The organism is Microcoleus sp. FACHB-831, from assembly GCF_014695585.1.
In the GTDB taxonomy this organism is placed as follows: domain Bacteria; phylum Cyanobacteriota; class Cyanobacteriia; order Cyanobacteriales; family FACHB-T130; genus FACHB-831.
This window is the reverse complement of sequence record NZ_JACJON010000046.1, coordinates 38430-52541: the sequence shown is the minus strand read 5'-3', so window position 1 is coordinate 52541 and position 14112 is coordinate 38430. Positions and strand designations below refer to the sequence as shown.

Here is a 14112-nt window from a genome sequence, read left to right as displayed (position 1 = left end):
CAAGAGTAGGATGTTTCTATAAGTCCAATTGCTGAAAGCGATCGCACTAAGTAGTTAATATGGGCACTCCAACAGTACCCATTTAAATAGGGAAGTAACAAAATGAGAAGTCAGCTAGAAACAAGATTTGATTACGTCAAAATAGGAATTGCTAGCCCAGAACGCATTCGCCAATGGGGTGAAAGAACTCTACCAAATGGTCAAGTAGTAGGCGAAGTAACAAAGCCTGAAACTATCAACTACCGCACCTTAAAACCAGAAATGGACGGGCTATTTTGCGAACGCATATTTGGCCCCGCAAAGGATTGGGAATGTCATTGCGGTAAATATAAAAGAGTAAGACATCGCGGCATTGTCTGCGAACGCTGCGGTGTAGAAGTAACAGAATCCAGAGTGCGCCGTCACCGAATGGGCTTTATCAAACTAGCAGCTCCAGTAGCCCACGTTTGGTATCTCAAAGGCATTCCCAGCTATCTTAGCATTCTGTTAGATATGCCCTTGAGAGATGTAGAGCAAATTGTTTATTTCAATGCCTACGTCGTCCTCAATCCGGGCAACGCTCCCGACCTCACCTACAAACAACTGCTCACAGAAGACCAGTGGTTAGAGATTGAAGAGCAACTCTACAGCGAAGACTCCACCTTAACTGAAGTAGAAGTGGGTATTGGTGCTGAGGCGCTACAGCGACTTCTGCAAGATGTGGACTTAGAAAAAGCAGCAGAAGAACTGCGAGAAGAAATTGCCTCCGCCAAAGGGCAAAAGCGGGCTAAGTTAATTAAACGCCTGCGGGTCATCGACAACTTCATCGCTACTGGCTCGAAAGCTGAGTGGATGGTGCTGTCAGTAATCCCAGTAATACCTCCAGATTTGCGTCCGATGGTGCAACTGGACGGCGGTCGTTTTGCCACCTCTGACTTAAACGACCTTTATCGGCGAGTAATTAACCGCAATAATCGATTGGAGCGTTTGCAGGAAATCCTCGCACCGGAAATCATCGTCCGCAATGAAAAGCGGATGTTGCAAGAAGCCGTAGACGCCCTTATTGACAACGGTCGTCGGGGACGGACGGTAGTGGGAGCAAACAACCGACCTCTGAAGTCCCTGTCTGACATTATTGAGGGCAAACAAGGTCGATTCCGCCAAAACCTTCTGGGTAAACGGGTGGATTACTCTGGTCGTTCTGTAATTGTTGTAGGGCCGAAGTTAAAGATTCACCAGTGCGGGTTGCCACGCGAAATGGCAATTGAGCTGTTTCAACCCTTTGTCATCCATCGGCTAATTCGCGGAGGCCAGGTAAATAATATTAAGGCGGCGAAAAAGTTAATTCAACGTAATGACCCCAGCGTGTGGGATGTGTTGGAAGAGGTGATTGCAGGGCATCCAGTAATGTTGAACCGAGCGCCAACACTGCACCGTTTAGGAATTCAAGCTTTTGAGCCAATTTTGGTTGAAGGTCGCGCAATTCAGCTGCATCCTTTAGTCTGTCCCGCTTTCAACGCTGACTTTGACGGAGACCAGATGGCAGTTCACGTTCCTCTGTCTTTAGAGGCGCAGGCGGAGGCTCGAATTTTGATGTTGGCTTGCCATAATATTTTGTCACCAGCAACGGGACGCCCAATTGTCGCGCCGAGCCAAGATATGGTGTTGGGCGCGTATTATTTGACAGCAGAGAATCGTGCGGCTGTGAAAGGGGCTGGCACTTATTATGCCAATTTGGATGATGCCATCAGAGCCTACGAGCAATCCTCAGTAGACTTACACTCCTACATCTGGGTGCGGTATGAAGGAGCAATGGAGACCGAAGAACCAGATACGGAACCGCTGAAAGAGTCACGGTTGGAGGATGGAACCTTGCTGAAGGAATATAAGTTCCGGCGAGTGCGAGAGGACAAAAGCGGAAAGGTTGTCAGTCAGTTCATTAAGACAACTCCCGGTCGAATTCTTTTCAACAAGACAATTCAAGATTCACTGCTTTAACAGGTATGAATGATGAATTAACTAATAATTCATCATTCATAATTCATCATTTCCTCGAAGAAGAGAAACATCGGAAAAATGGCAGAACAACAGCAGCAGAAACTAACTTTCAGGAACCGGGTTGTCGATAAGTCTCAATTGAAAAAACTGGTATCCTGGGCTTTTACCTACTACGGCAGCGCTCGCACCGCCCAGATGGCAGACCGTCTGAAAGATTTAGGCTTTCGGTATGCGACCAAAGCAGGTGTGTCGATTAGTGTTGACGACCTCCAAGTTCCCCCCGTCAAACGGGAGATGTTGGAAGCTGCCGAAGCAGAAATTCGCACTACAGAAACTCGCTACTCGCGGGGCGAAATCACGGAAGTCGAGCGTTTCCAAAAAGTTATCGATACTTGGAATAGCACTAGCGAAGCGTTGAAGGATGAAGTGGTGGAAAATTTCCGCCGTACCGATCCATTAAACAGCGTATATATGATGGCCTTCAGCGGTGCAAGAGGGAACCTTTCCCAGGTGCGCCAATTGGTAGGTATGCGCGGTCTTATGGCAGATCCGCAAGGACAAATTATCGGTCTGCCGATTAAGACCAACTTCAGGGAAGGACTAACTGTAACGGAGTACATCATCTCCTCCTACGGCGCACGTAAAGGACTTGTAGACACCGCCCTGCGGACAGCAGACTCGGGGTATCTCACCCGCCGCTTGGTTGACGTTGCCCAGGATGTAATTGTGCGAGAAGGCGACTGCGGTAGCGTGCGGGGCGTGCGGGTACGTCCGATGAGAGACAACGATCGCGTCCTCATTCCTTTAGAAAATCGCCTTCTAGGTCGTATCTTGGCGGCTGACGTGCATCACCCCACAACCGGGGAAGTTATAGCCACTCGCAACCAAGCCATTAGCGACGATTTGGCAAAAGTTATCGGCAAGTCGGGGGTAGAAGAAGTTTTAGCGCGTAGTCCCCTCACCTGCGAAGCCGCACGGTCTGTGTGCCAGCAATGCTACGGCTGGAGTCTCGCCCATGGCAAACTCGTCGATCTGGGCGAAGCAGTCGGCATCATCGCCGCCCAATCAATCGGCGAACCGGGAACCCAGCTCACCATGCGTACCTTCCACACCGGGGGGGTCTTTACCGGAGAAGTAGCCCGTTTGGTGAAAGCACCATTCGACGGAACCCTCCGCTTTGCTGGTGGTTTGCGTACTCGACCCACCCGCACTCGGCATGGAGAAGACCGCGAACAAGTTGAAAGTCAAACTGGCGACCTTATCTTAACTGGTGCCAACGGGCGCATCGAAACCTTCCCCGTCACCTCCGGCTCTGTTCTTATGGTGTCAGACAAAGACACAGTGCAAGCAGGACAGATGCTAGCTGAAGTCGCAATCGGCAACCGTCGCCGCACAACAGAAAAAGCCGTCAAAGATGTCGCCTCTGACCTGGCTGGGGAAGTACTCTTCGCGGATCTGGTTTCAGAAGAAAAAACCGACCGCCAAGGCAACAGCACTCGCATCGCCCAACGGGGTGGATTGCTATGGATATTGTCTGGGGAAGTCTACAACCTGCCCCCAGGTGCAGAGCCGATTGTGAAAAACGGTGACAGAATTGAACCTGGGAGCGTGCTGGCAGAAACCAAACTGCAAAGCGTGAATGGTGGTGTTGTTCGACTGCGGGGAGGCCGAGAAATTGAAATTATCACGGCATCCGTCGAGCTAAACAGTGCGACAGTCCGAGCCGAAAGCACGGGAGGACGCGACCACTATATTATTTACACGACGGATAATCAGCGATTTCTGCTTAAAGCCACCCCAGGCACCAAGGTGCAGAACCATCAAGTGGTAGCGGAGTTAATTGACGATCGCTATCGCACGACGACGGGGGGCATTATCAAGTATGCGGGGATTGAGGTACACAAACGGGCCAAGGCAAAGCAAGGATATGAAGTCGTTAAGGGCGGCACTATCTTGTGGGTTCCCGAAGAGTGCCACGAAGTAAATAAAGATATCTCCCTGCTATTAGTCGAAGACGGCCAATATGTGGAAGCGGGGACAGAAGTGGTTAAGGATATCTTCTGCCAGACTAGCGGGGTGGTGGAAGTTGTTCAGAAAAACGATATCCTGCGGGAGATTGTCATTAAGCCAGGGGAACTGCATCTGCTGGATGACCCGCAAATGGGCGCCTCGAAGGACGGAGCGTTGTTTTATCCTGGGGAGGAGGCGATTCCTGGGGTATCGGTGACGGCGCTGCGCTATGCATCTTATATAGATGCACCAGAGGGGCCAGCTTTATTGTTGCGCTTAGTGACAGAGTATGCAGTACCGGACGATCCTGCCGTGCCTTCTCAAGCTTCGATTTCTTCGGGCAACAGCGGGGGGATTGAGCTGCGTGCTGTTCAGCGCTTGCCGTTCAAAGATGGGGAACGGGTAAAATCTGTTGAAGGGTTGGAATTGCTGCGGACGCAGCTAGTGTTGGAGTGGCGTGATATGGAAGCGACCGGGGTGGCGGGGGCACCGCAACTGGCCGCTGACATAGAACTGGTGCCATCAGAAGACGACCCCAGCGCGTTGCAGTTGCAGCTAGTGATTTTGGAATCTTTAGTGATTCGCCGGGATACAGCAGCAGATCCGTTGGGTGGTTCGACTTCGACGCGGATTATGGTGGAAGATGGCGATCGCATAGCTCCTGGTGCCGTCGTTGCCCGGACTGAAATTCAGTGTAAGGACGCAGGTTTGGTGCGGGGTATTAAGGAAGGAAGCGAGATGATTCGCCGAATTCTGATAATGCGCGAGGCGGATCGGGTGACTATCGACATTGAAGGCAAGAAGCCGAAGGTACGCCTTGGGGAACTGCTGGTGGCTGGGAGCGAAATTGCGCCCGGAATAGTTACTGAAGAATCGGGCCAAGTGGTTGGTCTGCCCGGGACTGCTGGCGATCCACAAGACGGGGCGCTGCAAAAAACTAGCGTGACGCTGCGCTTGGCGCGTCCTTATCGCGTGTCGGCGGGTGCCGTCCTGCACATTGATGACGGGGATTTGGTGCAGCGGGGTGATAACTTGGTGTTGCTGGTTTTTGAACGAGCGAAGACTGGGGATATTATCCAAGGTTTGCCGAGAATTGAGGAATTGCTGGAGGCGCGCAAGCCAAAAGAGGCTTGTATTTTGGCACGGCGTCCGGGTACTGCTTCTGTTGTTTATTCGCAGGATAACGAATCGACGGAAGTTAAGGTGATAGAGGATGACGGGACAATTGCCGAATATCCTTTGGGGCCGGGGCAGAACCCGATTGTTTCGGATGGTCAATATGTTGCGCCTGCGGAGCCGCTGACGGATGGGCCTGCGAACCCCCATGAAATTCTAGAGATTTTCTTTGAACTGACGCGGGAGGAGCAGGGCGTTTACGACTCGGCTCTTGTGGGATTGCAGAAGTCGCAGGCGTTTTTGGTGAACGAGGTGCAGTCGGTGTATCAGTCGCAGGATATTGATATCTCTGACAAGCACATTGAGGTGATCGTGCGGCAGATGACATCTAAGGTGCGGGTGGACGATGGCGGCGACACGACGATGCTGCCTGGGGAGCTTGTGGAGTTGCGGCAGATAGAGCAGGTGAACGAGGCGATGGCGATTACGGGGGGCGCTCCGGCGCAATATACTCCTGTTTTGCTGGGGATTACCAAGGCATCGCTGAATACGGACTCGTTTATTTCTGCGGCAAGTTTCCAGGAGACAACGCGAGTGCTGACAGAGGCGGCGATTGAGGGTAAGTCGGATTGGTTGAGGGGCTTGAAGGAGAACGTGATCATCGGGCGTTTGATACCCGCCGGGACTGGCTTCAATGCCTATGAAGAGCCTTCATTGGCTGCGGATGCCGATTTGCAGTCTTCCTACCTTGCCTATGACCCTTCTGGCGGTATAGTCGGGCCTGATGGCGAAGATCCGCTGGATGTAGTTCTGGACGACCGGACTGCACGCAGTTATGAGGAAAGTTCTTTTCAGGGCAGCAGCCGGGGACGCGATAAAGTCGGGGGCTTCACACCCTTGGTGGATCTCGATGAGGTAGAGGAAGAGTTTGGCGATGATTTTGAGGATGACGATGATGATTTTGAGGAGTAAGCAAATAAGGTAAAAGTAAAAAGTAAAAGGGCAAAAGAAAGAAAATTTTCTTTCTTTTGCCCTTTGCCTTTTTAATTGCAATCTACGACTGATTTTCTAGTTGCCCGGTGCGAACGCCTAGCGATGCGGTTTCGTTGCCACGCACCACTTTCAGCTGCAAGACTTGACCGACGTGGCTGTTCTCGACAAGAGCCTGCAACTGGTCGGCACTGGTAACGGGTTGCTCGTCAATCTGAACGATTACGTCTCCTCGACGAATGCCAAATTCCGCCGCGGGAGTGTTGGGTAAAACTTTTACGACTAGGACCCCGTTAACTTCAGGCACCTCAAAAGGAGAATTGGGGTCGCTGTTGTTTTCGGCTGCGAGTTCGGGTGTCAGGTTGAATAGCTGAATGCCGAGATAGGGATGGGACACTTTTTGTCCGCGTGCCAATTGGTCTTTAATCGCTTTGGCTTTGTTGATCGGAATGGCGAAGCCAATGCCCATTGCATCGGGGCGAATGGCTGTGTTGATGCCAATTACTTCTCCTTGACTGTTTAATAGCGGCCCGCCGGAGTTACCGGGGTTGATGGCGGCGTCGGTTTGAATGAAGTCTAGACGCTTATCTGGGATGCCTACTTGGGCGCTGGAGCGTTTGAGGGTGCTGATAATGCCGAGGGTGACGGTGTTATCGAGTCCGAGGGGGTTGCCGACGGCGATCGCCCAGTCTCCTACCTGCACTATATCGGAATCTCCCAGAGGCGCTACTGGTAAATCGCTGCCTCCTTCTATTTTGACGACCGCTAAATCTGTCACTTCATCCGCACCTTGGACTTTGCCCGTGTAAGTGCGGCCATCCTTGAGGGTGACTGTGACTTTATCCGCTTTGTTGATAACGTGGGAATTTGTCAGGATTATGCCGCTTCGGTCAATTATGAAGCCAGAACCTTGACCCCGCAGGCGCTCTTGTTGAGGCATCCGCATCCCTAGATCGTCACCAAAAAAGCGCCGGAAGAAGGGGTCATCAAACATCGGATCGAGCTTGCGGGTGACAGTGCGCTCGGTATCAATTCTGACTACGGCTGAACCGACGCGATTAACGGATGCTGTCACAAAACTGCTGCCATTAGATGCGATCGCTGCTTCAGCCGATAGCGAAGCGCCGACCTTGTCGGTTCGCTGCGCTACAAGTGGTGGTTTGGGAGACACAAGCGATCGCTCCCCTGCCCTTGCTGGCAGCACTACACTAGCTGTTAAAACGGCTCCCAGAAGGGTGGCAAATAGATAGGTAGCAAGTTGGCGTAAAAAGCGAGAAAAATTTGAAAATGTCATAGCATCAAGTTTCGTGATTGTCTATCGATTGCCACAAATATTTCTATATCTATTTTTACAGTTCTCTGACATGACCCGTTGGCTCTCCACTATTGCCACCCTTCTGGGCTAGGATGTTTAATACTGCTGCTAGCCTATTAACTTTGCACGACCGGAATCGAATGCTAACTGATGAAACCTTGCCCGTTGGCGATCGCGTTCACTTTCATGGGGATGAAGAGCATCACCACGATCACGTCCACAGCGAAGAATCACTGCGACGTGTAGTTAATCGGCTGTCTCGGATTGAAGGACACATCCGAGGAATTAAGTCTATGGTGCAAGAAAATCGCGCTTGTCCTGACGTACTCGTGCAAATTGCCGCCGTGCGCGGTGCCCTCGATCGAGTAGCCCGGATGATTTTAGATGAACATTTAACTTCCTGCATTGCCCGCGCTGCAAAAGAGGGCAATATTGAAGCTGAAATTGTCGAGTTAAAGGCGGCGCTAGATCGATTTTTACCGTAATATGCCCTACCCGATTTTGAAAGCAAATGGACTTGGAGTCCTTGTATAGAAGCGTTAATTAATTGAGGACTTACACCTCGACTTGGTAAACCTCTGATTAAAGTCACAAACCGCGTTTCTTTGCGTAAGTACTACATGGATTTAGCCAAAAGCCATGTAAAAATAGCCATTAGGCGATAAAAGTTAGAGTGTACCCATGTCTATTACGGCATACCGTCAGGCTATAGCTGAGTATGGGTTTAACCCGATTCAGCGAGTTCTTGACCAGTACCAAGTTGCAGCACTGAGGGCAGCGCTGCAATCAGCAATTCGGGGTCGCACTGCCAAGGACTATGCTATGCGTCGCCTACTCGAACTAATACCTACAGTGCATCAGCTGTGTTCGGAAGTGAGCATCCGCGCCCTGGTTGAACCGATACTTGGTTCTGAAGCTTTTCCTGTGCGAGGTATCTTCTTTGACAAGAACCCTGAAGCCAACTGGAGCGTGTCCTGGCATCAAGATCTAACGATAGCCGTTCGCCAACGTGTTGACACACCCGGTTTCGGTTCCTGGTCTATCAAAGACGACGTTCACCACGTTCAGCCGCCCATAAGCATCTTGGAGGGAATGCTATCCCTGCGTATCCATCTGGACGATGCTGACCTAGACAACGCTCCCCTGCTGGTGCTTCCTGGTTCCCATCGTCAGGGGCGCTTGCAACCGGAAACCATTCACAGCAAGAAAGCCTGTGCCGTCGCCTGTCCTGTGCCCTGTGGCGGAGTGCTAGTAATGAAGCCCTTGCTAGTCCATGCTTCCCGACGGGCACGAACCCCCGCCCATCGACGTGTTATCCACATCGAGTTTGCCGCCGAAAATCTACCGAACGGATTGCAATGGTACGGCTCATAGAGACTACATCAGATAAATTGACTATCGCGTTCCGTGGTTATGGTCATCTTTACTCGATGAAAATACTGTCTGTAATTTTGCCTTCTAGCGGTCTATTTCTATTGTGTGGCGGAGATAAAAGTACCCAAGAGCAAGACATCAGCAAGGCTAAGGAATACTAGGATAAATATACAAGAAGAGAAAATGACGACAAGTAAGAGCGATCGCTTTATGTTGCTTCTCTTTCAATATTTAGCCCCGTGCATTGTTCATTGTTCATGGAAATGATCCATCAACCACGAACAATGAACAATCAACTATTCAATCGAAGACGTGACTTTAGTTGACTTAGCAAACTCACACTCTACTGTTATTTTTAAATTGCTCTCAGCAGTACCTTGGGTAATGTAGGGAATACCCACGCTTCCGCCAACTTTCAGGCCAAACTCCAAAGTTACTTTGGTTATATTTGCTGTAGTTACTTGCTTAAACGCATTTAGAGTATAAGTCGTATAAGTACGAATCGTTCCTTCAATTGCCTTAAAATTTTGTAGAGCTTGAGCTTGGCTGTCCGATACACTCCTACCTGCTCCTCTTGTCCTACGTCCTACTTCCTCCTCTTCATCGTTATTAGAAGTGACATTGGAAGTATCTACATCCTGTGTCGCTTCAATATATATAATCGTTCCATCTTCAAGCTCGATAGGTGTCAGTTTATCCATAATCAAATTGTTTTTTTGCTGGAGAATACCTTGTTGCCCAGCTTATAGTAGCAGGTAAATCGTATTAGAGGAATGATTCAGGTATGAGCCGGGATGCCTTAGTGGTAGGAATTAATACATACGAGCGCTTAAGTCGTTTGAATGCGCCCGCACAGGATGCGGAAGCTGTAGCCCAAATGCTTACAGACATGGGCGACTTTAGAGTTCGACGCCTACCCGAAGCTGTCAAAGACGGTGAGGTGCGCGTCGGTCAAAAAACTAAAATCAGCCTCGATGAACTAGAAGAAGCACTTGTACAATTATTTACGCCAGAGGGAAAACATATACCCGATACGGCACTATTGTATTTTTCCGGGCATGGGTTGCGTAAAGTCAAAGGTAGAGTTCAAGAAGGCTTTCTTGCTACTAGCGATGTCAATCCAGATTTAGGGCTTTATGGTCTGTCGATGCAGTGGTTGCGGCGCTTACTTCAAGAAAGCCCTATTCGACAGCAAATTATATGGTTAGATTGCTGCCATAGTGGAGAATTACTTAACTTTGACGATGCAGATCCGGGGGATAGAGGCAAAGGGCGCGATCGCTGTTTCATTGCTGCAAGTCGCGAATTTGAGGTTGCTTATGAAGATGTTACAGGCGATCGCGGTGTGTTTACCTCTGCCTTAGTCCAAGGACTTGACCCATTACAGCATCCGGAAAGAATAGTAACCAACTATACTCTCGTTGATTACCTAAACACAGCACTAAAAACTGCCACCCAACGACCCGTTTTTGCCAACTCAGGCGGACAAATTATCCTCACGGGCAAAAAAGAAGAAGAGTCTATGACAGGTGCAGTTATAGGAGGTACCTGTCCTTACAAAGGTTTATCTTATTTTGACTGCAACGAAGAAGACCCTAAATATTTTCACGGACGGACGACGCTAACAGACCAACTTTTAGAGCAAATGCGTCAGGGGAACTTCCTAACCGTCTTGGGAGCTTCAGGGAGTGGCAAATCTTCTGTAGTCAGAGCAGGGTTATTGTATCAACTTAAATTAGGTCAGCGTTTGAGTGGTAGCGACACTTGGCCAATTTATATTTTCAGACCAGGCGAGCATCCGCTAGAAAATTTAGCTGGGGCATTTGTAGACCCGCAACTTCAAGGAGTTGAAAGAGCTTCCCAGCTAGTCAAAGCCAAAGAACTTATTAATGCAGGTGCTGAGGGGTTAAAGCAATTAATAGCAGCGATCGCTGCTCCTCGCGTAGTGCTGCTAGTAGATCAGTTGGAAGAAGCTTTTACCCTTTGCCACGACGAGAAGGAAAGACAGCAATTTTTTGAATGTTTGCTGGGCGTAGTTGAGGGAACAACTGACAACTCAAAAAACGAAGCTAAGAACTCAAAACTCACTATAGTGATGACGATGCGTGCAGATTTCTTTGGCAAATGTGCCGAGAAACAGTATGCCGGATTAGCTAATTTAATCCAACAGCATCTAGTAACAGTCACGCCCATGACTGCTGAAGAATTAGAGCAAGCGATTGTAGAACCTGCCAAACAAGTAGGCTTAGAAGTCGAGCGCGAGCTAGTCACCCAGATGATCGCAGATGTAGACGGCTCTCCTGGTAGCTTGCCCCTCTTGCAGTACACCTTAACCGAACTGTGGCAGCGACGGACGGTGAATCGATTGACGTTGAGCGCCTATACTCAACTCGGTGGGGTAAGGGGAACGTTGCAAAAACGAGCAACGGAAGTTTATGAATCGTTTTCGCCAGAAGAACAACAAGCAACAAGGCGAATTTTTCTAGAACTTACTCAACTGGGTGAAGGAACGGAAGATACTCGCAGACAGGTACGACAACCGGATTTAGTCACCAAACAGCAAGATGAAGCAATTGTGGATCGGGTAATTCAAAACTTAGCCGATGCCAAGTTATTGGTGACAAGTACTTTGATAGAGAAGGGCGTGGAATCGGGTAAGTTGGCAGTCGTAGATGTTGCCCACGAAGCTTTGATACGCCATTGGCCGCTTTTGCGCGAATGGTTGAGCGAGACGAGGGATGCTCTAAGACAAAAGCGGATGATTGAGGCTGGTGCCCAAGAGTGGCAAGAAAAGGGCAAGGCGGGAGATTATCTGTTGCAAGGACTGAAATTAGCTGAAGCGGAGAATTTCCTTAAACTTTATGCCCAGAGCGTACCGCTATCAAGCTTGAGCCATGAATTTGTCGAGAAAAGCATCAACAAGAGACGAAATAACCAGCGATCGCGTCTTGCTATTGGTGCGGGTTTGCTGGGGTTGGTAGCTGTAATAGCTATGGTTTTTGCGGTCTTGTGGCGAAAAGCTGAACGGGATGCGGCGATCGCAACGCTGCGCGAACGGGCGGTGGTGGTGCAAAATTCCGTAGCTGCTCAGCCTGTAGATGGATTGTTGAGTGCGATGCAGCTTTTGGGTCAGAGCAGGGCAAAATTGGGGCGCGTCTTGCCTCCTGTTGAGTCTAGCTTGTTAAGCGCAGTACAAGTAGCAACCGAGCGAAATATTTTTCAAGGACATGAAGATAACGTCAATTCTGTCGCCTTTAGTCCTGACGGACAGTACATTGCAGCAGCTAGCAAAGACAAGACGGTACGTTTGTGGAATATAAAAGGAGAACCGATAGGTCAACCGTTTGCAGTTGAAAGTCCTGCTAGCGCGATCGCCTTTAGTCCAAATGGTAATTATATTGCGGGGGCCAGCGCGGATGGAACCTTAAAGTTGTGGAACCTCAACGGTCAACTTATAGGCCAACCGTTCCAGGGACATCAAGGTGCTGTAAGTTCTGTCGCTTTTAGCCCCAACGGACAGTACATCGTTTCTGGAAGTACCGACTCGACTTTGCGGCTGTGGAATCTCAAAGGTCAAACCGTTGGCCAACCGTTCCGGGGACATCAAGGTGATGTTTTTGCTGTCGCCTTTAGTCCCGACGGTCGCTATGTTGTCAGCGGCGGTAAGGATAAAACAGTGCGGTTGTGGGAAATTACAGGCAAGCCGATTGGTCAACCATTCGTCGGACACGAAAATGCTGTGAGTTCCATTGCTTTTAGTCCAAACGGACAATCCATTGTCAGCGGTAGTTATGATCAGACGCTGCGGGTTTGGGGCATTGGGGGGCAGCCGATTGGCCAACCTTTTGGAGGCCACGATCAGGTTGTGTTGTCTGTCGCTTTTAGTCCTAATGGCGAGTACATCGTCAGTGCTAGCGCTGACAATACTTTGCGGTTGTGGGACAAGTCGGGCAAGCCGCTTGGTTTAACCTTTCGGGGACATGAGAATACTGTCAGATCTGTCGCTTTTAGTCCCACTGGGGAGTACATTGCCACTGGCAGCGATGACACTACGGTGCGGTTGTGGGACGTTGGGGACAATGCTGGCAAGCCATTCCAAGGACATCTACAAGCTGTTAGTTCCATCGCTTTTAGCCCCGATGGTCAGTACATCATCAGTGCCAGCGATGACAATACCTTGCGGTTGTGGAACGTTAAGGGCGAACCTATTGGTCAGCCATTCCAAGGGCAGCAAGGTGGTTTCACTTCTGTTGCGTTTAGTCCGGACGGTCAATATATTGTCAGCGGCGGTGGCGATCGCACTGTGCGATTGTGGAACATTAAGGGCGAACCTATTGGTCAACCTTTGACGGGACATGAGGATGCTGTTTTGTCGATTGCAGTTAGTCGAGATGGCCAGTATATTGCCAGTGGCAGCGCTGATAAGACTCTGCGGCTTTGGAACAAGCAGGGGCAAGCAGTTGGCGAACCTTTGAGGGGGCATGAGGCTGTGGTTAGTTCGATTGCCTTTAGTGCAGACGGGCAGACGATTGCCAGCGGGAGTTGGGACGGAACAGTGCGGTTTTGGAACCTTAAGGGCGAACCGATTGGTCAACCGTTACGGGGACATCAGGATGCCGTCTTTGCGATCGCTTTTAGTCCCGATGGTCAGTATATTGTTAGCGGCAGCAGAGACAAGACGATCAGGTTGTGGGACAAAGCGGGCAAGCTGATTGGCGAACCTTTCCGAGGGCACGATTATGCTGTGACTTCGGTGGGTTTTAGTCCTGATGGTCAATATATTGTTAGTGGTAGCGGCGACAAAACTTTAAGGTTGTGGAATCTTAAGGGGGAACCTATCGGGCAACCTTTCCGGGGACATGAGGATGCCGTCTTTGCGATCGCTTTTAGTCCAGATGGACAGTATATTGCTAGCGGCAGCGGCGACAAGACTTTAAGGTTGTGGCGCGGTGGCAATTGGAAAACGTGGCTGCAAGTTGGGTGCGATCGCTTGCGCGACCATCCTACCTTAAAAAAACCTGAATCTGATGCCGCTAAGGGTGCTAAAAAAACTTGCCAGCCATAATTTTGGGGCAAGCGTCTCGCCTTTTACCCTCCTAATAACATCTGGGGCTTGGAGAAAAGTATCCAAAATCCTTTTTGCGGAGAAACTCCAGGGGCGCAAAATCTAAAATTCAAAATTGTATAAGGGGCGATCGCGTAGTGCGATCGCCCCTTTTTACTGCTCTTGGGGCGAATGCGATCGCGTCTAGGCCACATTCACCCGCTACACCATTCTGGCAAGCTTCATAGCCAACTTTAGAACTTCTTTACCAGTTCCAGTTCTTTTA

6 protein-coding genes and 1 pseudogene are annotated in these 14112 nt (G+C 49.9%); 5 read left to right on the top strand and 2 right to left on the bottom strand.

The genetic code is table 11. The features are described from left to right. Positions 1 to 102 precede the first annotated feature (102 nt). Positions 103 to 6075: pseudogene (locus H6F77_RS12415) on the top strand (DNA-directed RNA polymerase subunit beta'). Between the two features lie 82 nt (positions 6076 to 6157). On the opposite strand, the gene H6F77_RS12410 reads toward H6F77_RS12415, so the two are convergent. After that, positions 6158 to 7387 carry an HhoA/HhoB/HtrA family serine endopeptidase gene (locus H6F77_RS12410; RefSeq protein WP_190488899.1) on the bottom strand — a complete coding sequence of 410 codons (1230 nt, stop codon included), beginning with the start codon at positions 7385 to 7387 and terminating at the stop codon, positions 6158 to 6160. A 161-nt stretch (positions 7388 to 7548) separates the two neighbouring features. Here H6F77_RS12410 and H6F77_RS12405 point away from each other — a divergent pair, with 161 nt between their 5' ends. The 3 genes from H6F77_RS12405 to H6F77_RS27870 all read left to right on the top strand — a co-directional run bounded on the left by H6F77_RS12405 (position 7549) and on the right by H6F77_RS27870 (position 8943). Further along, a complete protein-coding gene (locus H6F77_RS12405; RefSeq protein ID WP_190488897.1) occupies positions 7549 to 7893 on the top strand; it encodes a metal-sensing transcriptional repressor in 345 nt (114 codons plus the stop codon). A gap of 196 nt (positions 7894 to 8089) precedes the next feature. Further along, positions 8090 to 8782, top strand: coding sequence for a phytanoyl-CoA dioxygenase family protein (locus tag H6F77_RS12400; RefSeq protein ID WP_190488889.1), 693 nt, complete (start codon positions 8090 to 8092; stop codon positions 8780 to 8782). Continuing rightward, positions 8767 to 8943 (top strand): type II toxin-antitoxin system RelE/ParE family toxin, encoded by a 177-nt coding sequence (locus tag H6F77_RS27870; RefSeq protein WP_242022114.1) that lies wholly within the window; start codon positions 8767 to 8769, stop codon positions 8941 to 8943. Before H6F77_RS12400 ends, H6F77_RS27870 begins: the two co-directional genes overlap by 16 nt. Before the next feature lie 135 nt (positions 8944 to 9078). Here the strand turns inward: H6F77_RS27870 and H6F77_RS12390 are convergent, their stop codons facing one another. After that, a complete protein-coding gene (locus tag H6F77_RS12390; RefSeq protein ID WP_190488887.1) occupies positions 9079 to 9483 on the bottom strand; it encodes a CU044_2847 family protein in 405 nt (134 codons plus the stop codon). Positions 9484 to 9566: 83 nt separating this feature from the next. Between H6F77_RS12390 and H6F77_RS12385 the strand changes: the two genes are divergently transcribed. Next, positions 9567 to 13847: an nSTAND1 domain-containing NTPase gene (locus H6F77_RS12385; RefSeq protein WP_190488885.1), complete on the top strand. Its 4281-nt coding sequence runs from the start codon at positions 9567 to 9569 to the stop codon at positions 13845 to 13847. Positions 13848 to 14112 lie beyond the last annotated feature (265 nt).

What these genes read in the sequence shown, in the direction of transcription:
- H6F77_RS12385 (WP_190488885.1), top strand. Translation starts at nt 9,567, where the DNA reads ATGAGCCGGGATGCCTTAGTGGTAGGAATTAATACATACGAGCGCTTA.
- H6F77_RS12405 (WP_190488897.1), top strand. Translation starts at nt 7,549, where the DNA reads ATGCTAACTGATGAAACCTTGCCCGTTGGCGATCGCGTTCACTTTCAT.
- H6F77_RS12410 (WP_190488899.1), bottom strand. Translation starts at nt 7,387, where the DNA reads ATGACATTTTCAAATTTTTCTCGCTTTTTACGCCAACTTGCTACCTAT.
- H6F77_RS27870 (WP_242022114.1), top strand. Translation starts at nt 8,767, where the DNA reads ATGGTACGGCTCATAGAGACTACATCAGATAAATTGACTATCGCGTTC.
- H6F77_RS12390 (WP_190488887.1), bottom strand. Translation starts at nt 9,483, where the DNA reads ATGGATAAACTGACACCTATCGAGCTTGAAGATGGAACGATTATATAT.
- H6F77_RS12400 (WP_190488889.1), top strand. Translation starts at nt 8,090, where the DNA reads ATGTCTATTACGGCATACCGTCAGGCTATAGCTGAGTATGGGTTTAAC.